This is a genomic window from Chryseobacterium sp. SG20098 (genome assembly GCF_031844745.1).
In the GTDB taxonomy this organism is placed as follows: Bacteria; Bacteroidota; Bacteroidia; order Flavobacteriales; family Weeksellaceae; genus Chryseobacterium; species Chryseobacterium cucumeris.
The window spans coordinates 4639550-4660587 of the sequence record NZ_CP134622.1 but is presented as its reverse complement, the minus strand read 5'-3'; the positions used below and the strand labels follow the sequence as shown (position 1 = coordinate 4660587).

Genomic DNA, 21038 nt, shown 5'->3' with positions numbered 1-21038 from the left:
CGTTCAATCAGGGGAAAAATGCAGTTTTCAAAATCAAGGTTATTATTGCTGATATTTGTTCCGTCAAATCTTTCTTCGATGGTTCTTCTATTTCTATACTTTCCTGAAATTCGGCATTAACGGAATCAAATAATGTCTGAAATAATCCCCCTTTATCATCTGCACAGAATGAAACATATTTTTCCATTGTGATGGTTCTTTCATGATAATCGTAGTCGTCATTATTTGTATTTCTTTCCTTCCTCTGAATATTTCGGTAAATAGTAGCATCAGGAAACATTTCGTAAAGAGCAAGGGTATCACAGGCTAAAAGGAGACAATCGGTTTCAAATGAATCTCTATTTTCAAAACGGTTGATCCTCTCTTTAAATAAGGTTAAACTCAGTGGATTGTATATTTTTTGTTCCATATAGTCACCAATCCATTCACTTTGTTTTATTTCACGTACATATTCGGGAGTATCTTCGGTTTCATCATTAATGAGCCAGTCCGAAATCATTTCGTACATCCAGCACAGGTAGCTGTCCTGTTGTCTGTAATAAGGGACATCTGCAATGTGATAAAAGTATGAGCAAACGGATTGCAAAAGCTGTGTAGCCTGTTTATAATTGGGATTTTTAGATAATCGGTACGGTGGAACGATTGGAATGTAATATAATGTTGCTCCTGTATTATATCCTTCTTCACTTAACAAGTACGTTTTCTTGTTATCCTGTACCAAACGGATTTTCTCCCAATTCTTAACTTTAATTTTTAACTGCTTTTTGATATTCTCTAAAGCAAAAGCAATATTGTAAGGAAAACCTAAGTGTTTTGAATGTGCAGGTGTGATTCCGTAATGTTCAGCCAATTGGGAAAGGGACTGATAAAAATTCCTTTCCATTTGGTCTGTTTCCTCCCAAGCCTGTACGGATGGTGTGTCTTTTAGTTTGGGCAGGAACGAACAATTTAAAAAAGCATGGGTAGCATGGCTATCGGTACTGCCTTCATTTTGTCTTTCTGTATTTCGTTCGCATCCTTTGGTCTTTGCATCCAATGGGCGAACTCTCCCAACTGTTTGTGCAGTTGCTTTTGTTTTTTCTCTTCGGGAAGCTGTATTTTTCCCGATATGATTTTTCGTTGCATTCATCATAATTTAGTGATTGATATTTCGTAAATAGTGGTCGGATTTAAAGCAGATTACTAAAAATCCAACCATAATAATGTATCAGCCTTTCGTTCCCATTACACTTTCAAAACGGTATTCTACCGTGTCATTCCTGATTTGTGGTGCAGAAACTTTTGCAGTTGTTAGGATGGGATATGTATTGGCGTAAAAATTCATCACGGCTTCTACACTCCATTTGGGTTCAGGGTCTGTTAATCGGATTTCCTGTCCATTATCTTTCAGGATAAAAACTCTTTCTAATTGGGTTGCAAGTAACATAATTGTTGATTTTCTGATTTGACCTATTTTTTTACTATTTTCCTACCCTTCATCTTTAGTCCGATGATTGCTGACAGTGGGCAATTTTCTATTGCCATTATCTGTTGTATGGCTCCCTGTTTTCCACTCATAGAATTTATTTGAAGTCTTATTCTACCTTTATCATGTTGTAAAGTTGCTATATAGGTTTCTCTAATCATGGCTGTGGATTAATGACTGTGGTAGGCGTTTTTTCCTCACTGAAAAGGTTATGTGTAAAGTGCCTTTCATATTCATCCTGCTTTTTGCGGATAATATCTGCATAGTCGGGATATTCCGAAGCCTTTGGAAGTGCTGACCATGCCCCTTTGTAGTTGCCTTCTTTTTCGAGTTCTTCGGCTTTTTGAAAAGCATCTTTGCATTTTTTTTCTTTGGCTTCCTTTTCTTTTTTCTCCTTATCGGATTTTTCTTTTTCCATTGCGGATTGCTTTTTGGCTTCTTCAAGCTGTTTCATAAAGCTTTCCATACCAACCATCAGTCCCGAAGCGGTTTGTAATGGGGCTTTAATGTGTTCAAAAAATCCGGCATCAAGCTCGTCTGCCGTTCCTTTAAGGTTAAGAGGAGGAATCATATTTTTTGCTTTATCTCCACATCCATCATTTTGTACTAATATGGAAGCCACTATTTGACTTTCGTTGGCTTTGGTAATGGTTAGAATCAGCTTACTGTTAATATCCATTTTGGCTATCAAATTGAAAAAATTGGTTTGCATAATTTGTTAATTTGTAAGGTTGGTGTCATTTTTTATAAGTTCTTCTAAGGGAAAATCTTCTGTCCAGAAATCTTCACCTGTATGCTTACCGTAAGTCTGGCACAGGGCATAGCCACTTTTAAATACATGGAGTGTATGGGAAGTCAATCTGTTTTCAGGTACGGATAGCTTTTCCAGTGTTTCTTCGTCCAGTTCCACAAAAGACCATATTCTATCCTCTAATAAATCTGTGGAATCGAGGCATATCTCATTATCATCCTTATAAAATGTAATGGATGCATCACTATACATCATCGAAAGAAGCATGTAATCATCAGAAAAAGGTTTAATATTTTCAATCCGTTTCTGCTGTTCTTTTTTCCAGTCCTCTGAAAGAGAAATGATGGCGAAGTCACAGTAATCCCATTCGCTGTTGGTATTGTCTGTACAGTAAGTGACGCTTCTGGTGTCCATGACCTGTATGAATCCAGTTGCGAAACAGAATTATTCAGAATTCCTTAACTGTTAGCTATTACTAACTACTAAAAGAAGGGTGCACTTTATTGAGCACCCTTTATGTATTTCTGTATCCAGGGGATATTTCTTTCATCCTTTAAATGATAATTAAACCAATCCAGAATTTTCAGGGTCAGGTCTTTCTGTGCTTCTGCCTTACTCAGACTGTGACCTTCTTTATCATAAAACAAGGCAATAACCGGTTTCCGGTATTTTCTTAAGGCAATAAACATCGATTTGGTCCCTTCAGGACTTACGTTTCCATCATCAGTCCCTGTCCACAACAGCATCGGCGCACTGACATTCTGAACAAACATTATCGGATTATTTTTGATATATTTTTCAGGATTTTCTGCCAGTGTAGCTTTAAACCAATATTGGCGTCCTTCATACCTGTAATAGTCGGGAGCATTAAAATGATAATTGTACGCATAATAAGTCCGTACCACATCAGAAACTGCTGATCCTGAGACATAGGCTGCAAAACGGTTTGAATGACCCGCAATAAAGTTAGTTTCATACCCGCCAAAAGATTGCCCCATGAGTCCAATCTTTGTCATATCTACATTCCTAATCTTTTGTAATTCGTCTAAGGTATTATTAATGCTTTCCAGTGATGAAATTCCTGCTCCTTTATCAGATTGCGAGATATCAGCAAGCAGTACGGCGAAGCCCTCCTCCATCAACAGCGGGATATTCAGCCCTGTGGGATTCGAGAAGGAAGGTCGCAGGAATCTTTTGGTCATATAATCCTGCTTCTCATACACATGGATAACAACGGGGTATTTTTTTGAGCGGTCATAATTCATCGGCATATACAAAGCTCCGCTTATGGTTTTTCCATCCGAGCCTTTGTAGGAAATTTTAATAAGCTCTGCCTGTTCAAATTTCTGATTCTTCTGATCTGAAACATAAAGAACTTTTGGATTTTCTTTCTCTTTCTTTACTACAAGCCTTGGCCGTTTATTATAGCTTTCCTCAATCCAGTAATAATTTTCACCCTGATTCAGCTTTTTAAATGCCGTGATCTCATTAGGGGTAGGCTTTTGGATGATTTGCAGTTGCCTGTTTCTTAAACCGGCATAAGTGATATGACTGGTCTTCGGATCAGTGATTTTTAACAGCAAGCTCTTTTTGATATCTACGGTTCTGAAGTCTCTACCGTATCCTAATTCCGTACTGGCTCTTGTAAAATCCACCAGCTCAACTTCAGATTCTTCGCCTGCGATAAATACTTCTTTCATTTTCTGAGTAGCCAGATTATATTCAGTAATCCTGTTTCCTCCTACCCACACAACCTCTTTCTCGGAGGTAAAATAAGGAACCATGGCCGCAGAAACCTTTACATCTTCCATCACCAGGGTTAGCGTATTGCACAGCTGCCAGTTTTTTTCCTTCTGAATTAACAGGTACTGACCGGATGGTGAGATTACCATCCGTTTCTGCAGGTCCGTAATCAGGGTATAGGTATCGGTTACCGCATTCCAGAGATACAGCCTGTCAAAGCTATTTCCTCCTGCTTTATCCATTTTATCCACCTGCTGCTTATCGGTTTCATACATCAGGTAGCGTGAATTCCCGATAGCAGTCTCCCCGAAATATCCGGGACGGGTTATCAGAACCTGTCTCCCGCTTACCGGGTCCCAGTCCAACTGGATGTATTCGGTTACCGCCTTTGCATGTTTCTTAAGTTCGAAGTCCGTTCCGTACCAGATATCAACCATTCCTTTTGCAGGCGGGATTCTCTTTCCTAACTTAAGAACAACACTATTGTCAGAACGCGAAGGATTCAGCATCATCTGATCATAGTCAGCGTACCTGCTTCCGTCAAACACATATTGTTTTTTATCCTGAGAAACATAATAGAGGTTGGTCTTGCCTTTCTTTCGGGTCTGAATCACAAAGCCTTTCTGTTTCATTCCTGAAGGTAAAATATTGCTCAGCTCATCATGGGTCGAAAAGATCGTTTCAAAAACTCCATTCTTTAAAATTAATGCTTCATTCAGATCACCTGTCTTTCTCCTGGCAATGGTCTCATCCCCTTCAGAATAGATATGCTGAATACCGGAAATACTTTGTCGAAAGCTAAGATCAGTATCATAAACTTCCAGCCTGCTTCCATCTTTTTCAGTATACAGCACCATAAAGGTATGCTGCTGTTTATTGTAGATAAACTTTTTTACGTGTTGAAAAAAACGGGATTTTCCGGTTTCGGGATTAAGATACTCCAATGTAACTTTTTCTTGTATCGCGAGATCGTTCCCCACAAACATGATAAAATCAATATTTTTTCTTTCCAATCTATAACCCTTCTCCCCTGTGCTTTGCAGTATCATATTCTTTGTCCTGTCAGCAGAGAATATATACCATGCCAGCCATTTACCGTTATCAGAAGCCTCGGGAAATTTCATTTCTTCGGTATCCTTAACCAGCTTTTCCAGATGCTCATACCGCTGGGCTGAAAGGTTTTGTGGTATAATAAAGAGAAGAAATATCCATAATATCCATACTACTACAGAGAAATTTCGCCTTAGGAAAGATTTGAAAGTGATATAATCAATATGTGACGCCTTAATATCCATCATTTTGTGGTGTTAAGTGACTATTCAAAAGCATTTCTTTCTGCGGCAACGGCAAATATTGATTGGTTGTTTTCCAGTTAGGCTTTACCGTTTGTAAAAGGTCCAATTGTCCCCATCTTTTAAGGTCAATAAACCGGCTTCCGTGTTCTGCAAAAAATTCTTTTCTTCTTTCATTTTTAATTTCTTCCATCGCCTGAGTCTGTGAAATGGCAGTACCAAGCGGTGCTAATCCTGCCCTTTGTCTTGTCTGATTGATCAAAGGAACCGCCTGGGCTGTTTTGCTCTGCATGGTTAAAGCTTCTGCCAGCATCAGGTACACGTCCTCCAGTCTATAAATGACGGAATACTCTGTCATGTTAGTAGTGGTTGTTACTTTGTATTTAGTCTGCTTATAATTGGTCTGCGAACCAAATACGACAGGGGTAAAATAGTTTTGCCTTCGAAGATCGATGGCTGAAAAAGAACCTATAAGATCCGGATTCAAAATAAATGAGGTAGGTGCGCCCACAAAATTATAAAGTACAGCTTCGCTTGTCGGGTCAGTATTGTTCTTAGGTTTCAGCTGCCAGATAATATGCTTTCCTGCTTTCTGAAATACTTTGGAAAGGTCATTTTGAAAAACATAGTCAGTATTCTGGATGACCGTTTGGCATAAAGCTTCTGTTTCCTGCCATTTTCCCAGCATCATTTTCATTTTGGCCTGTAAAACCAAGCCTGCTGCTTTGTTCACATAAATTCTTTCTGCATTTCGGTATGCTGAAGGCAGAAGGTTCACCGCTTCCGAAATATCGGTTTCCAGCCTTGACAGGAATTCAGTCTTAGGCATTCTGCTTAAGGTTGAGTTATACACATAATCTGTCATAGTAGTGTAGGGAATCTCACCATACATCTGGTACAGGTAATGGTAAATAAGACTGCGGATCAGCATGGCTTCGCCTTTTATCCTGTGTTTTGCTGCTAAAGAAAGGCTTTTGGATTTTTCTACGCCTTCTATGATGCTGTTGGCCATATACACCTGCTGATAAGCCGTCGTCCATACCTGGCTCACGGTAGCATTGGTTGCCAGTGGCTGGTTATGGTAGATATCCAGGATTCCGTTTCCGGCAGTGGTGAAAACACAGATAATATCATCGGTATAATTTCCCAGTAAAGCACCGGAACCGTCTGTCGTGCCACTGATCACTGAACCGGTCCATAGTCCTGAGTACAGTCCCGTGAGCGCAGCATCTGCGGTTTTCTCATCTTCAAATACCTGCTCTGTGGCCAGCTGGTTGTTCGGAAAATCTGCTTCTATGAATTTCTCACATGATACTGCGCTTAAAGCGGCATAAAGCATCAAAAGAAGCGCTATGATAGAGTTTATAATATTTTTCATTGTTGTTAGTTGCTAGGAGTTATTGCATATAAAATCATCAATCTTATTGCTAAAAAGTCACCTGGAATCCTAATGAATAGGTTTTCAGTGGCGGCAGGTAACCTACGAGATAAAACTCCGGGTCCATTCCAAAATAATTGGTGATCGTCAGAAGGTTTTGCCCCTGTACATAAATCATGGCTTCTTTGATGCCCATTTTCTGTAGAGGAAGAAGGTAATTCAGCTGTACATTCTTTAGCCTGATATAGGACGCATCACTTACTGCCGCCGTGGAGTTCTGAAAGAAACCATGCAGGGAAAGCTTCTGAGGGTTGTATCCTGCCGAATATTCCATATAGCTGCCTCCCGGATTAGAGGGCGACCATGCGTCCAATACTTCTACAGGCTGATTGCTGAGCGCTCCGGGTAAAAGCATCTGGCGGTTATAATTCCAGTTTCTCTGTTTTACAAACTGCCACAGGAAAGATGCTGACCAGTTTCCCCACGTGAATTGATTCGACCATCCGGCAAAAAACCGGACACCCAGTTTTTCTACTGCCTTATTATCGTCAGGGGAAGTAATCTTACCGTCACCATTGAAATCTGTAAACTTATATAATCCGGTTGCAGGGTCTATGCCTTCATACTGGTAGACTTTGGCAATCGCCGTAGGATAGCCGATCATATACTGATTAGAATAGGTAGAACCTTCGAGGTTCGGAAATTCGACAAGGGTATTCTTAGGGATGCTCAGGTTAAAAGAGGTTTCGTACCTGAATTTCCCTTTTCTTAAGACCTGAACCGAGTTATCGAATTCCCAGCCTGTATTCCTGATCTTTGCCGGAAGGTTGGACTGCACGGAAGGAAAGCCCGTAGTGGCTGGAAGCGGAATTCCCACCAGCTGGTTAGAAGAGGTGTTTTCATAATAAGCCCCTGAAAAATTAAAGCGTCCGTTCCAGAGTCCTAATTCCAGTGCCAATTCTTTTTTTAAGGTCTTCTCCCAGCTGAAATCAGGATTATACAAACGGGCAGGATTTAAACCGGTCTGCCCGTTATAAATACCTGATGAAATGATATAGGTATTGAGATACTGGTAATCCCCTATTTTATCGTTTCCCGTGGTTCCGATGCTTCCCCGAAGCTTACCCAAGCTCAGCCATTTTACCTCTTTGAGAAATGGTTCTTCTGAGAAAAGCCATGCTGCTCCTACCGCTCCGAAGTTCCCGAAATGGTTATTGGCTCCAAAACGGCTGGAACCGTCGCGCCTTCCGGTAAGGTTCACGATATATCTTTTTTTCAGCTGATAATTAAAACGAGCGAAAACTGCTGTGTAATTATACTGGCTCCGTACCTGGTCGGAGATGATCTTTACACTGGCGGCACCGATATTATCGATCAGTGCATTGCTCTCAAAGCCTTTTCCCTGGATAGCTCCCTGCTCCGACTGTGTTTTCTGCAGGGTTGCTCCCAGTAAGAATTCAAACTGGTGATTTCCGGTTTTGTAGGATCCCACCAATTGGGGTTCGAGGATATAGGAAAAATTCACCTGGTTATTCCGGGAAGAGGTGGAATTCATGCTGGTCTGTCCGAAAGAAGGATTATTGATCGTATGAGGCTTTATCGAGCGTTCATCGAAATTCTGATAGCTGATTCCGGCGTTCATTTTTAATGAAAGGAAAGGAAACAACTTATATGACATATTGAGGCCGTTATTAAAAAAGGCGGTCTTATTGGAATACTCGCTCAGAAGCGAAGCCACCGGATTGTTAAAGGTTCCATTCTCCCAGTTGATGCTCCCGTCTGCGGTATAAAGTGCCAGCGCATTAGGGCTCAGCATAATACTCTTTAGCGTAAGGTCATCATTCTGCACATTGTTCTGCTGAAAAGAGAAGGTATTTACCATGCTAAATTCCATTCTCCTGTTGGGAGTAAGATAACTGAAATTGGCATTGATGTTATTGGTTTTATATTTGAAATCAGCCGGCAAAACAGTGGTCTGCTCATTATGGCCATAGCTGATCTGGTAAGAAAAGTTTTCAGAGCCGCCACTCATCGACAGTTGAACGCTGTAGGCATCTGCCATGTTTCCGATCAGTTCTTTCTGCCAGTCGGTGTAGCGGGATTGGTCCCAGGTTCCGTTGATGTCATACATGGTAGCGGGATAGGCTACATTATCATTCTGGAATGCCTGACGACGCATACTGATGTACTGCTCCGTGTTCATCATTTCCATAGGCCTGGTAATCCTGCTTAAGGAATACGAGGTATTAAGCTTGAACTCAGATCGTCCTTTCTTTCCTCTTTTAGTGGTTACAATAATCACCCCGTTGGCTCCTCTTGATCCGTAAATGGCTGTTGCATCGGCATCTTTTAAAATCTCAAAGCTTTCAATGTCATTCGGGTTGATCGCATTCAGTGGATTGATAGAGGACCACGGAAGGATTTTAGTGGAATACAGCGAAGGGGTTTCGGAAGCCTGGGGAATTCCGTCTATAATATATAAGGGTTCATTACCCTCACGTCGGATACTGTTCTTTCCCCTAATCTGGATATCGAATCCACCTCCGGGAGTTCCGGTGTTCTGGGTAATGCTTACCCCGGACATTCTTCCCTGAGCAGCAGCTAATACATTAGTGACAGGCTGGTTCTCGAGGTCTTTCGCAGAAGCTTTGGCAATGCTTCCGGTACGTTCTTTATCTTTGACTTTATAGTACCCTGCATTAAGTACCACTTCTTCAATATGGCTCACTTTTTCTGATGCGGGCTTACCTGACGGGGATATGGTATCGGTCTTTTTCCTAAGCAAAGAAGATTCAGGGGTATTCTTTCGGGAGATCGTATCCGAATTGTTCCGTACCTGCGCCTGAAAATAGCTTCCTGCTACCGTCAGCATAACGACACATGAAATGCTCCCTATGCTGGTATAGGATTTTTTCATAAATTTGTTGGGTTTAATAAACTTATTATAACTAGCTGCTCTTTCCTGCACCAGCTGTCAACTTTTGCGGAAAGGGCTTTTTTATTTCTTACAGTACAAGATATACAGCCTTACGTATCGTTATAGTAAGTGAAATTCGGCTTCATGTTGTTCTTTATATTTTCTTTGTGTTTTATAGTTTTTGCTGTTTTATAATTTGTTGCGGGCGGAAACTATAGCCTCCGGCCCGAGCAAATATTAACATGAATGTAAGATTTAGTCCTCTCTAAGCATTACTGCCGCAATGGTATTGCTCCATTGTGTCTTTCTCAATGCGAACTTATTTTGTAAATTTTTGCTTAGATGTATGAGAATGCCGGAAATAAAACGGCGTGGGAGCTCTACATTATCCGAACAGAGGTACTGCCATACCATGGAACAGATAAGAGGAAGAGACCCACGCCTAGGACATGAGCCGCTTACTTATCATCTCGTTCCTATTTGAAAATTGGCAGTTTTCTGTTCGAGACTCTAAGCAATAGCTTCTATTTTTTCGTTGAAGTATCGCAAAATTACACTATTTTATAGTGTATCACAAATATAGTATTTTTTTTAATACATCCAAATATGGATGTGTTTTTATTTATAATTATTCTGTTATTGCTATAAACAATAATAATGGAAGGTAAAATCGTTGAATTAATCATATCCGAACTTGATTTATTTCTAATTGACAAGGTAAGAGAATTAAGAGGTCGTGCCCAACCTTATATTTCGCAAGTAGAATTATCACAAAGAATGGGCTTTGCAGATGGATATGTCGGAAAGGTGGAAAACTTCAGTTCCAAGACTAAGTATAACTTAAGAAAACTGCATCTTGCTGCAAAAGCATTGCACTTGGATTCATATCAGTCTATCTTACCTGATAAAATTTTAAGTAATGATCTTTTGTATCTTAAAATTGAAGTCAATAGAAAAAGAAATGATACTGTCGATTTCGATAAGAATAATCAGGTTATAAAAAATTATAAAATTGTTGAGATGCGTGCTTTAAACGAAGCAGAAACAAAAGATTTTAATAATAGAAGAAAAACAAAGTAAATCATGACAGGTGGTGTCTTATAAGTTCGTAAGACAGTATCCCGTAAAGTGTCTCGTCCTAAAATAGCGTTACACAATTCAAGTAATGTTATGGAACAAATTAAAAATCAGTATGTAAAACGAAGTCAAAAGGATTATAGCTTATCCTTTAAACTGGGAGTAGTCCAAGAAGTTGAAAATGGTTTGATTAGCAACCGTGCCGCCATGCGCAAGTATGGTATCCAGGGTCACGGGACTATAACCGAATGGCGGAGAAAATATGGTAACTTTGATATAGACAACCATTCACAAAGTAAAGTTATGCAAACCCCAGAACAAAAAATTCAAGAGCTTCAAGAGAAAATAAAGTGTTTGGAACGTCAGAATGAATTCCTTGAAAGCCGTTTAGCAGAGTCGGAAGATAAAGCTTTGATTTTAGATAAGCTGATTGATCTGGCAGAAGAAGAATATTTAATCAAGGTAAGAAAAAACTTCTCTCCCGATCAATCCAATCTATCAGCAAAGAAAGCCAAAAAGCGATAAGCTATCTTTGTGGATTGGTCGGGATCAACCGACAGCGTTACTATCGTAGTTTTTGGCTTGTTAAAGAAAAAAGGACCAGAGCTGACCAGGTTATTAATCTAGTGAATAATTTACGGGTCATGATGCCTCGCCTGGGAACAAGGAAGCTTTATCATATGCTTCAACCCTCCTTGGGCAGGTTGAATGTGGGAAGAGATAAACTTTTCAGGATTCTAAAAGCTAATAATATGCTGATAAAGCCTAAAAGAAATTATCGAATAACCACTGATTCCCATCATCGGTTCAGAAAGCATAAAAATCTGATAGAAAAAATTTCATTAGACCAGCCTGAACAGGTCTGGATCTCAGATATTACTTATATTGGAGGCAGAGACCGTAATTGTTATCTTGCTTTGGTAACCGATGCTTATTCAAAGAAGATAATGGGATATGATGTTTCTGAGAGTCTGGCAGCAGAAGGAGCTCTCAGGGCATTGAATAGAGCCTTAAAGCAAAGAATGTATAGTAATAAAAGTCTGATTCATCATTCTGACAGAGGATTACAGTATTGTAGTACAGAATATCAGAAAGCATTGCAAAAGAAAAATATTAAACCTTCACTGACTGAAAGCTATGATCCATATGCTAATGCTATTGCAGAGAGGGTAAACGGTATACTAAAGCAGGAGTTCTTCTTAGAAGATTATCGTGTCAATATACAAACTATGAGATTACTGGTAAAAGATGCTATTGCTATTTACAATACAAAAAGACCACATTGGTCATGTTATATGAAAACCCCTGAGCAGATGCACAAACAAAATACGGTAAGAATTAGGACATATAAAAACAAATATAGTTGTCGGGATAATCCGACAACTATATCATAAATATTAGTATTTTTATATTATTAATCTGTAACGATTATTTAGGACTAGTCATCGATTAATGCCAAATATTTGTCCAAATCTGCTCTACCTTATCTTTAATAACTTAACAGCTATTGAATCTGCGGTTTGTTGAGCTGTTTGTGGATGGCAGCTACCTAATCCTCTTACTGATAATTTTTGCAATTCTAAATCTTGAGTTCCTACGCTTTTATTAAATTGATCAAGAGTTAATCTTTTTTCCATTGTTTTGAAAATTTGTTGTTAAAAGTTATTATTGAGGTCATCTTGACTTTTTAAATTTCTTGCAGGCGAAAGTAATGAAGGCTAAATAATTGAATCCAATCCAGCTGGATAAAGTAGTATCAAATCGATTAAGCAAAGATCTAAAGCTATCCATCCATGCGTTCGTTCTCTTAATGCTGTATCTTTCTTTGTATAATTCTGGATCAAAATATAATTCATGATCTACCCCTAAATTTCTTTTATTCTGAGCAATGTTGGCAATGATTCCCTTTTGTTCACAGATTCTACGTAAATTTTCGGCATCAAAACCTTCATCTGTATTCATGAAAATACCATCCACAGCTATACTTGCCTTCTGTAAAGTATTTATAATCTCATCAAAATGCAGCTCAATATCATAAAGGTGATGGTGATTTCCGGAAACGGGTTCCGAAATGGCCAGAGGAAGACCCTGCCTATCCGTAAAGTACAGAGCATTCGTTGTTTTATGTTTTTTTCCGTCCCTGGTATCCCATTTCCTCTCCGCCTCTTAAAACTATCGTATGACTATCATCCAAGTCGCTGCTGGATAAATCAACCTTACCTTTGTTCTGGCTTAGAAAGCCCGTCCAGCAAGCTTTCCATACATTTTCTTCACACCACTTTCGGTAATAACCAAATATGGTCTTATAATGTAGAGCGTTATCACTGAACAGATGGAGTATCGGTAACAAATGCCACTGAATACCTGTCTTCAGCTTATACAAAATACAATTAACGACTTCACATAAAGAAACTTTTGTTTTAAATCCTCTTTTTGGGATTGGCAAATAAGGTACTATTTCCGTTTCTATTGTATCTTTCCTTAGTACTTTGTACATGGGGTTGATAAGAAGTTTTTATGTTTTGTAACACAAATTTCTAAAACCCCTTTATATTTTCAAAAAGTCAAGACGGCTTCATTTTATCATCCAAGAAATAAAAAATAAAACTGTAATAAAAATAAAGTTCTAATTGGTTTTTGACTAACTCAAAATATGCACCTTTAATACAAACTAAATATTCGTGATTTCCTTGTTCTACAATTTTACCCCGACTTAAAACTACAATATTATCCGCATTTTTAACTATACTCAATCTATGTTTAAAAGAAGCCAAAGAAAAATGGTCGTTGCCTATACAGAATTGGGGGATTGTTTTCAACCAATTTATTCTTATTTTTGAAGAAAGGCTCAGATTATAAAATCTTAGCCATGACTTTTTAACTTACACACTTTATGGGATAGTGTCCATAATTTATTCAATTTTTTCAATTTTGTTTTCAGCAATATTCAATACTGAATTACTACCGGAATCACTAGATCTTTCAAACTTTAGTTCAGAACCGTTCCAATGTATCGGTTTACCTTTTGAAGAGGTATCAAATTCATTATGAAGTACTGAAGTCATGTTTTCATCATAATCTTTTGCAAGAATTTCTTTTGGTACCGATATTTTTTCAAAATCTTTACGAGTACCTACGGCAATATAGGAGAACTTACCTGTACTGTAATCGTCTGTTTTTACAATGAATCCCGATTTAGTAGGTTCATTTTCAAGATATAGCTTAGAACTTCGTCCTATAGGAGTAATTGTTACAACAATTGAATTGTCCGACACAAGGTCCGAGAAGTTTTTATCAAATGTAACACTTGCTCTCCCACTTTCATCGAGAGTTACAGTTCCCCTGGTATAAATGTCTGCTGTTGTAGAAGTAGGAACATAGGTGGTGATTCGTTCTGTATTTTTATCTACAACACTTACGTTTGCAATTATATTATTAGTATAAGTTGCCCCATCAATATACATTCCGTAACGACTTCCACTTGTATTTATCCCATAAATATTTCCTCTGAAAGCAGCCCCCATAAGATCTCCTATACCCATTACTCCAAATCCAGTTGCATCAGAGCCCAATGCAAACCTACCTGTTCCTGAAGACATTGCCGCACTTCCGTAAACTCCTGCATTAGCTGATGCGGAAGTTCGATATCCTAAAATCCCAAAAGTTCCTGATGCCTGAGAATTTCCTAAAACCCCTCCTGATCTGTCTACTGCTGCTGCACCTCCTACTGATAGAACTTCACCCAATATACCAAAAATATAAGAATCTGTCGTTGCTATGGTTGTTGCATTTCCCATTGAACCATAAACTGAAGTATGGGCCGAAGTTACCGCTGTTGAATTTGGTCCAGCATAACCACTTCCTGCATTATTTCCTGCGGTACTTCCAATTATTCTGTTCCCCCAAATCCCGGCTCTTTTGTTTGAAACTGCCGTTGTAGCATCAGAAGAACCTAGTGATGTTGTCGAATAAATTCCATTTCCGGCACCACTATGTAAAACATAAATCCCAGCATTATTATTTACTAAATTATTATTTTGAATTCTAAACCCTTCACCTGTTCCTGTATGGTTTATAAAACCTCCTAAGCCGGGATTTGTGGAACCCATTGTAATATTTAACCCTCTGGAATTTGTTGCTGTACCATTTTGATTGATCACTAGTGCTCTATCCAAAGTGTTAGAACTCATATCAATAAACAATCCTTTAGAGCCTGTATTATTTAAACTTCCCGTATCTGCCGCACTACTTGCCTGGCTTATAATAGCAGCAGCCTGATTAGTAATTCCTGATTCAGAAACATGAATTTTCGCTGTGGGAGCAGTTGTTCCAAATCCGGAGTTTCCATTATTGAGCAGTGATATTCCACTTCCTGCTATATTGCTCGGCTGCAACCTTGCAAAAATACCTGTTGCAGTCGTTGGTAAAGCATTATTAAAGATTCTTACTAAACCATTTGTTGAATTTAACATAGGATTTGCAGAAGCGATTTCCAATAAAGTTCCAGTTGTTAAAGCATTAGCTTTCAAAGTTAAAGGAGTTTGTATATCGGCTGTGTTCCAGTTCCACGTTTGTTCAAAATTTTTACTATCAATCGAGTTGTTCGCCGTTCCATCAATAAGACCAGAAATTGGTATTTTTGATGCAGTCCCACCATTGTTAACAGCAACCCACTTAGCTAATCCAAAATTGTAGTAATAAAAACCCGGTGATGTAATATCAATAGCACTTCCTGTAAGATTAACACTTGCACTTGTTGCATAGATCATCATAGAATTATGATAAGCACTTAACTGAGACTCCATACTTTTAATCTGATCACCAGTTAATCTCGGAATTAATATACCTTCTGGTTTTGCTCCATTGGTTTTTGCAACAATATCCAAAGTAGTATAGGGATTAGTAGTATTTATACCAACTTGGCAATAAGCTAGCGAAGAAGTAAAAAACATAATTGATAATTTGAATAATTTTTTTTTCATTTTATTTTATTATTATAGATTGAAAATATTTGTATAGTTATATAATTTAGCTTTAAAAAATATTCCTTTCTTAATCTGTTTTAAATTAACTTTTACAAAGTAATTGAACTTAAAATAAATCAAGAACTTCACTCCTGTATGCTTTCTGTGAGTTAAACATTTAGAATTACCATATGATATGTTTTAATCCGCAATATCTAATATCTAATATCTAATATTGACTATATTATGTAAAAATCCTATTTCTAAAGTGCAGATTTTTTTAAAATCTTGCTCGTGTCCTATTAACAATAAATAGTAATTTACTTAGATCATCTTGTTTTATCTTAATCAAAAAACTTTATTATTTTTTATTTCCATACCAAATAAAGCTAAAAATCAATTTATAATAAAGCCCATAAAACCAAATAAAATAAAATTAAAATAGAATTATTTGTATTTTAATTTTATTTTATTTGGTTAAAAATTAATTCCCTATAAAAATTCCTTTAAGCTTATGAAAAATTATCTTTTTAGTAACCTTCCCTGTCTCCATTTTGTATCAAAGTAGATGAGAGAAAAAGGATTGAGAAATTTTATAGCGGAAAGTTTAAATAAATTATTAATTTGGAAATAAATTAGGACTTATAACTGCAGGTTCGACCAAGTTGATCAGCCTCTGATTCTTGATTAAATTTGACCACTAAGAATGAAATAAAAAAAGGTGTCTAAAAGGTGATTTACAAATATAAAATAAATCTTTACTCTGAGCTGATTTTCTAATCAGCTTTTTTCTTATCGATTCTCCTTTAATATCTATTCTCAGAGAATTATGTACCATTATGTCAAGTTTTGCATCGGCAATTGTTTGTTCAGCAATAACTTTATGTCAGGCAGCTACAGGTAGTTGTGACCTAATAATAGTGGAACATTTTCCTTGTATCTCTTCTATAATCACTTACAACCTGCCTTTTGAGATTATCAAGGGATTGTAATCCAAAATTATCAAGGATAATAATATCCTGTTTTTTCTACTCGGTTAATATCTCTAAGATAAGATCAAAATTATATTTGTATAAAAATATTTGGAAAAACAAGTTCGATTCAAACAAGAATCTTTTGGGGTTTTGGTTCAATCTCATCTGTAAAGTAGCAATAGATTCATTACAATTTGTTGCTTTGTTTTCGAAAATCATTAGGAGACAATCCTATATTTTTTTTAAAAAATTTCGTAAACTGAAATTGATCTGAAAATCCTAATTTCACTGCAATAATTTTCATTGCGTCATTTCCAAATACTAGCATTTTTTTTGCCTCTATAATTCTTCTATAAATAATCAAATTTTTTGCTGTTCTGCCAGAATACTTACTAGTAATTGAGGTCAACTTTCTACTACTAATGCCCAAAAGATTACTATAATGTTGTATATCATAAATTTTAGTAAAGTCGTTTTCAAGCAACGTCAAAAATTGATTAAACTTATCATAATCAAAACTATAATTAACATTACGAACATCAAACATACAGTCTCTAATTGATTGAATTTTAATTAAAAGACTCTGTAATAGCACACATAAAACTTCAAATTGAGATGGAAAATAGGATTGTTTAAATTCTTCTGAAATAACAGTCAAACTTCTCCTAATCCCAATTTCATCTTTATCAACAACCAATGTATTAATAAGTAAGCTAGAATTAAACACATTTAGCGTATATGGCGAAAACTTTTTAAGTGAATCAAGCAAGCTTTTATCAAAACCAATAATGTATCCAGAGATTGAGTTGACATTTTTAAAATAGTGTGTTTGATTTTCTGAGATTAGAAATAAATAATTATTTTTTAGAGGAAAGCTACACCCATCGATTATATGATCACCTGTCCCTTCAGTTATAAAAATAATCTGATAAAACTCATGTCGATGAGGTAAATTATTACATGGGAAATCATTCTCCATATATTCTTTTACAAAAAGTAGCTTATGAAAAAGATTTTCGTTACTATCATTGCGATGCGATAATCTTTGGATATTCATCATAAAATATAGATTAAAAAGTGAACAATTTCCCTTTTAAAAATAAATCTAAACTTTTTATTAAAATTATAGACATAACAATAGTGACAACAAGCAAAATTAATAATGCGATAACCTTGCTAATTAGTGTTTGTTCAAACATTGCATACTTTAGAAAAGAATTACTAAAAGCGGCTAAAGGAAAACTAACAGCCCACCAAGTCAGCATAAATTGCAATTTTTGCAATAAGATTATTATTGAGACTATTATACATAAAAATAAACTAAAGCCTAGTAATATTAAAGAAAAAGTATCTAAATTTTTCTCCATAGCAGTATAAGCTAAAAATCCTACAGCAAAAGGCGCTATAAGTATCATTAATGTAGGCTTTAATCTACTAGGGAGGTTATCACAATACATTAATCTTGCAAATATTAATATAAAAAATGTTATTGCAAGAACCACCCCCACTCCAAAGCTTATAATTATTATTTCCCTTAATCCTGTAAAGGTATTATCTGGAATCGTTGCAACTATATCCAAAGTACCAACCCCAGGAATAAGGTAAGCTGGTGTTGCATTACTAAATTTTTGTTTAGTACTCAATATTTTATAAATTGCCGAAACGACCATTATTATCATTAATACTGCACCGACAAACCATATTACAGTTGACGTATATGGTATAAATTGCTTGAGGAACGAAGACAAAAGTAAAATCCCAATAGGTATTGTACCAAAAAAATTTCCAATTATAGGATGGTTAAATTCATCCATAACTTTTCGGGGATATTTTATTGCTTTTAAGATGTATAATATAAATAATATAACAAATGCCATCATAGCAATAAAACCAATGATATTTGCATATATTTGAGGAAAATCGAAGATTTCCGATGCTAATCTATAAGCCAAGGCTAATCCTGTCAAGCCCATCACACAACCAAAAAGATTTACTGGTAAATCAGAGTAATTATTTTTATGTAATTGTAACTTCATCAGTTATCTTTTAGAGTTTTGTTTCTTATATTCAATAACTTCTCTATTGAATATTTACCACCTCCTGTGAAAAATAAAGTTACCCCACCAAGTAAAAACATCACATTAAGTTCAATTATCCATCCTCCATGTTGGGTTAATGTCATAACTTTTTCAAAATAGATGAGCCATATACTAAATAGCATATTTATTGAAAAAATAAAGGAAGAAAATCTTACATAAAATCCAAATAAAATTGCTAGTGGTACTATCAATTCGCCAATATATACACCATTAGCAATTATCAAAGGTAACCCTTTAATTGATAAACTTTCATAAATGAAATCGATACCATTTGTTATTTTATCAACACCATGAAATAACATTAATCCACCTAACGAGATTCTGAGAATAAGTATTCCAATGTCTGGTCTAGTTCTGTATATTTTTAATTTTTTCATGCAACAAATATCATTTTATTGTAATTTAAAAGAAATGTTAGAACAAGCAATTTATTTGTCAAAATTGACATCATTTTGTAATCTTTTCCCAAAATTAGAAAGGTTAAAACTTAGTTTTAAAATCAGTAACAACCTCACCCTAAGTTCTTTGACACCCCTTCGTTAAGGTAAACTTCCCCGTTTTGGTAAGTCTTCTTGTTCTTCAATTTTTCTGTAAATATTCTTCTAAAAGCTATGGCATAAAATTCTTCCTGTATCTTCCTGTGAAAACGTTCGCAAATGCCATTGGGCTGAGAACTTTAACTTTGGTCTTTGTGTGATCAATATGTTTAGTGGTAAAATAAAGCTGGTATTCGTCATGTTCTTTTATTCCACAGTATTCCGTTCCTTTGTCTTTTTGAATTATAAGTAAACGAAGTTCCTGCTGTTCAAAGACAGGGACTACCTGATCATTAAGCATGTCAGCATCAGTAAGAGTATTTTTACGGTCATAAACTTTGCAAATAGTACTTTGGAATATGTATCAATAAAAGTTTTTGATAAACATGTCCAAATTCTTTGATATTTCCGACGTAATAAGTGTCTTGAGCTCCTAAATATCCAAGATGATGAGTTTTTTTCTCTTCCTTAGCCCTTTCTAGTGCTGAAAGTTGAGATTCAGTAAGGACTTGGATTTAGCTTGTAAAGCTTTTAATCTTAATTTAAAAGTATATAAATCGTGTCTTAACCAAATACTTCTAAATCCACCTGGTGATACAATCAAAACTTTCTTTTTAAGTTCATTACTTACTCTAAGTGACACAAAGCAGGGTTTTTAATAGTTATCAACAACAGCCTTTTCAATGACTTTGTCTACACGATTTCTTAATACGGGCTTTCTTCTGTAGATTTCCTGTAATGCTAATTCACCTCCCCCTGTTCATACAATTCTTTAAATCGATAAAAACTGTATTGAGAATAGCCCATTACTTTAAAAACTTTCGATACATTTACGAAATGTTATGCCAATTTAAGTACGCCTAACTTGTTTTTGATGATTTTTTGTTGGGTTGTAATAATACTTAATGTGTTTTAAAGTTATTCAATTTGATTAAACTTTAAAACACATTAAGTACTGACTAATTCAATTCAAAACTTTTAGCAAAAACTATACTTTTAAATGGATAAATTTTCAGGGAAGTTTACAGTAGCTCCAGATATTTTTGATATTCATTTCGGCCGATTTACAAATCATATCCATTTTGTGCTTTTAGACCTTAAAACGAATCTTTGATCTTACTTTATACCAAAATGGGTCATAAAAATAAATATATCCATATAATTTATTCTACAGCAAATAAATATACAAAATCACACATAATTATTTATATTCATTAAAACTTATTATAGTCTTTAAATACGGTAAATAATTCAATAATATTTCTAACTTTTAGCTTTTTAAATATCTTCTTTTTGTACGTGCTTATAGTAGACATTTGGATATTCATAATATTTGAAATTTCTAAGTTTCCGTTACCATCAATTAATAAATATGCAATCTCTTTTTCCTTATCAGTAAGATTTTCAATAGGGTTAATTTCTTTCTTTTTTTGGTTGATAAGAAACATTTCTTTTACTGTTTGCGGAGAATAGTAAAATCCATTTTCGAATATTGATTCGATTGCTTCAATAATTTTATCTGTTGTGCTTAGTTTACTTAAATATCCGTTTGCTCCTTCAGTCAAATATTTAATTACAAAACTGTCCTGGTACGCAGAAAATATAAGAATATTAACTTTAGAATCTATCTGTTTAATTTCACTAATCATAAGTTCATATTTTGTTCCAGGCATATCTATATCTAAAAATAAGAGATCGTAACTAAAAACTGCAATTTTTTTTAACAATTCTTGATAATTTTCGACCTGATCTATTCTAAAATTTGGATACTTTTTTGCAATAATCATACTCGTCCCTGCTCTTACAACAAAATGATCATCTGCTAATAATATACTTTTCATA

Annotated in this window: 17 protein-coding genes and 1 pseudogene; 3 read left to right on the top strand and 15 right to left on the bottom strand. The window is 35.8% G+C overall.

Annotation, left to right across the window (positions count from 1 at the left end; translation table 11 throughout):
- Positions 1–7 precede the first annotated feature (7 nt).
- The 7 genes from RHP76_RS21405 to RHP76_RS21375 form a co-directional block, all read right to left on the bottom strand.
- The gene (locus RHP76_RS21405; RefSeq protein WP_311229013.1) at positions 8–1132 is read right to left on the bottom strand and encodes a hypothetical protein; all 1125 of its coding nucleotides are present in this window, start codon (positions 1130–1132) and stop codon (positions 8–10) included.
- Between the two features lie 75 nt (positions 1133–1207).
- Positions 1208–1426, bottom strand: coding sequence for a PRTRC system protein C (locus RHP76_RS21400; protein WP_069214556.1), 219 nt, complete (start codon positions 1424–1426; stop codon positions 1208–1210).
- Between the two features lie 196 nt (positions 1427–1622).
- Complete coding sequence (locus RHP76_RS21395; RefSeq protein WP_311229012.1) at positions 1623–2177, bottom strand: PRTRC system protein E; 555 nt, start codon at positions 2175–2177, stop codon at positions 1623–1625.
- Positions 2178–2183: 6 nt separating this feature from the next.
- A complete protein-coding gene (locus RHP76_RS21390; protein ID WP_311229011.1) occupies positions 2184–2630 on the bottom strand; it encodes a hypothetical protein in 447 nt (148 codons plus the stop codon).
- Positions 2631–2716: 86 nt separating this feature from the next.
- Entirely contained in the window at positions 2717–5257 is a 2541-nt protein-coding gene (locus RHP76_RS21385; RefSeq protein WP_311228314.1) for an alpha/beta hydrolase family protein, read from the bottom strand.
- Positions 5244–6629 (bottom strand): RagB/SusD family nutrient uptake outer membrane protein, encoded by a 1386-nt coding sequence (locus tag RHP76_RS21380; RefSeq protein ID WP_311229010.1) that lies wholly within the window; start codon positions 6627–6629, stop codon positions 5244–5246. Before RHP76_RS21380 ends, RHP76_RS21385 begins: the two co-directional genes overlap by 14 nt.
- 49 nt (positions 6630–6678) lie before the next feature.
- The gene (locus RHP76_RS21375; RefSeq protein ID WP_311229009.1) at positions 6679–9546 is read right to left on the bottom strand and encodes a SusC/RagA family TonB-linked outer membrane protein; all 2868 of its coding nucleotides are present in this window, start codon (positions 9544–9546) and stop codon (positions 6679–6681) included.
- 657 nt (positions 9547–10203) lie between these two features.
- On the opposite strand from RHP76_RS21375, the gene RHP76_RS21370 reads away from it, so the two are divergent.
- The 3 genes from RHP76_RS21370 to RHP76_RS21360 all read left to right on the top strand — a co-directional run bounded on the left by RHP76_RS21370 (position 10204) and on the right by RHP76_RS21360 (position 12017).
- Positions 10204–10626, top strand: a complete 423-nt coding sequence (locus tag RHP76_RS21370) for a transcriptional regulator (RefSeq protein ID WP_311229008.1) — start codon at positions 10204–10206, stop codon at positions 10624–10626.
- A 90-nt stretch (positions 10627–10716) separates the two neighbouring features.
- Positions 10717–11148 carry a hypothetical protein gene (locus RHP76_RS21365; RefSeq protein WP_311229007.1) on the top strand — a complete coding sequence of 144 codons (432 nt, stop codon included), beginning with the start codon at positions 10717–10719 and terminating at the stop codon, positions 11146–11148.
- A gap of 14 nt (positions 11149–11162) precedes the next feature.
- Entirely contained in the window at positions 11163–12017 is an 855-nt protein-coding gene (locus RHP76_RS21360; protein WP_311229006.1) for an IS3 family transposase, read from the top strand.
- An 84-nt stretch (positions 12018–12101) separates the two neighbouring features.
- Here the strand turns inward: RHP76_RS21360 and RHP76_RS21355 are convergent, their stop codons facing one another.
- The 8 genes and pseudogenes from RHP76_RS21355 to RHP76_RS21320 form a co-directional block, all read right to left on the bottom strand.
- Complete coding sequence (locus tag RHP76_RS21355) at positions 12102–12260, bottom strand: hypothetical protein (protein WP_311229005.1); 159 nt, start codon at positions 12258–12260, stop codon at positions 12102–12104.
- Between the two features lie 37 nt (positions 12261–12297).
- Positions 12298–13120, bottom strand: a pseudogene (locus RHP76_RS21350) (transposase).
- A 415-nt stretch (positions 13121–13535) separates the two neighbouring features.
- Positions 13536–15605 (bottom strand): hypothetical protein, encoded by a 2070-nt coding sequence (locus tag RHP76_RS21345; RefSeq protein WP_311229004.1) that lies wholly within the window; start codon positions 15603–15605, stop codon positions 13536–13538.
- Positions 15606–16748: 1143 nt separating this feature from the next.
- A complete protein-coding gene (locus RHP76_RS21340) occupies positions 16749–17621 on the bottom strand; it encodes an AraC family transcriptional regulator (protein WP_311229003.1) in 873 nt (290 codons plus the stop codon).
- A gap of 10 nt (positions 17622–17631) precedes the next feature.
- A complete protein-coding gene (locus tag RHP76_RS21335) occupies positions 17632–18597 on the bottom strand; it encodes an SLAC1 anion channel family protein (protein WP_311229002.1) in 966 nt (321 codons plus the stop codon).
- Entirely contained in the window at positions 18597–19037 is a 441-nt protein-coding gene (locus RHP76_RS21330) for a DoxX family protein (RefSeq protein ID WP_311229001.1), read from the bottom strand. Before RHP76_RS21330 ends, RHP76_RS21335 begins: the two co-directional genes overlap by 1 nt.
- A 232-nt stretch (positions 19038–19269) precedes the next feature.
- Positions 19270–19497 carry a hypothetical protein gene (locus RHP76_RS21325; protein ID WP_311229000.1) on the bottom strand — a complete coding sequence of 76 codons (228 nt, stop codon included), beginning with the start codon at positions 19495–19497 and terminating at the stop codon, positions 19270–19272.
- A 913-nt stretch (positions 19498–20410) separates the two neighbouring features.
- Entirely contained in the window at positions 20411–21037 is a 627-nt protein-coding gene (locus RHP76_RS21320) for a response regulator transcription factor (RefSeq protein WP_311228999.1), read from the bottom strand.
- Position 21038 lies beyond the last annotated feature (1 nt).

Coding starts and splice junctions, on each gene's coding strand:
- RHP76_RS21405 (WP_311229013.1), bottom strand. CDS start 1,132: ATGATGAATGCAACGAAAAATCATATCGGGAAAAATACAGCTTCCCGA.
- RHP76_RS21400 (WP_069214556.1), bottom strand. CDS start 1,426: ATGTTACTTGCAACCCAATTAGAAAGAGTTTTTATCCTGAAAGATAAT.
- RHP76_RS21395 (WP_311229012.1), bottom strand. CDS start 2,177: ATGCAAACCAATTTTTTCAATTTGATAGCCAAAATGGATATTAACAGT.
- RHP76_RS21390 (WP_311229011.1), bottom strand. CDS start 2,630: ATGGACACCAGAAGCGTCACTTACTGTACAGACAATACCAACAGCGAA.
- RHP76_RS21385 (WP_311228314.1), bottom strand. CDS start 5,257: ATGATGGATATTAAGGCGTCACATATTGATTATATCACTTTCAAATCT.
- RHP76_RS21380 (WP_311229010.1), bottom strand. CDS start 6,629: ATGAAAAATATTATAAACTCTATCATAGCGCTTCTTTTGATGCTTTAT.
- RHP76_RS21375 (WP_311229009.1), bottom strand. CDS start 9,546: ATGAAAAAATCCTATACCAGCATAGGGAGCATTTCATGTGTCGTTATG.
- RHP76_RS21370 (WP_311229008.1), top strand. CDS start 10,204: ATGGAAGGTAAAATCGTTGAATTAATCATATCCGAACTTGATTTATTT.
- RHP76_RS21365 (WP_311229007.1), top strand. CDS start 10,717: ATGGAACAAATTAAAAATCAGTATGTAAAACGAAGTCAAAAGGATTAT.
- RHP76_RS21355 (WP_311229005.1), bottom strand. CDS start 12,260: ATGGAAAAAAGATTAACTCTTGATCAATTTAATAAAAGCGTAGGAACT.
- RHP76_RS21345 (WP_311229004.1), bottom strand. CDS start 15,605: ATGAAAAAAAAATTATTCAAATTATCAATTATGTTTTTTACTTCTTCG.
- RHP76_RS21340 (WP_311229003.1), bottom strand. CDS start 17,621: ATGATGAATATCCAAAGATTATCGCATCGCAATGATAGTAACGAAAAT.
- RHP76_RS21335 (WP_311229002.1), bottom strand. CDS start 18,597: ATGAAGTTACAATTACATAAAAATAATTACTCTGATTTACCAGTAAAT.
- RHP76_RS21330 (WP_311229001.1), bottom strand. CDS start 19,037: ATGAAAAAATTAAAAATATACAGAACTAGACCAGACATTGGAATACTT.
- RHP76_RS21325 (WP_311229000.1), bottom strand. CDS start 19,497: ATGCTTAATGATCAGGTAGTCCCTGTCTTTGAACAGCAGGAACTTCGT.
- RHP76_RS21320 (WP_311228999.1), bottom strand. CDS start 21,037: ATGAAAAGTATATTATTAGCAGATGATCATTTTGTTGTAAGAGCAGGG.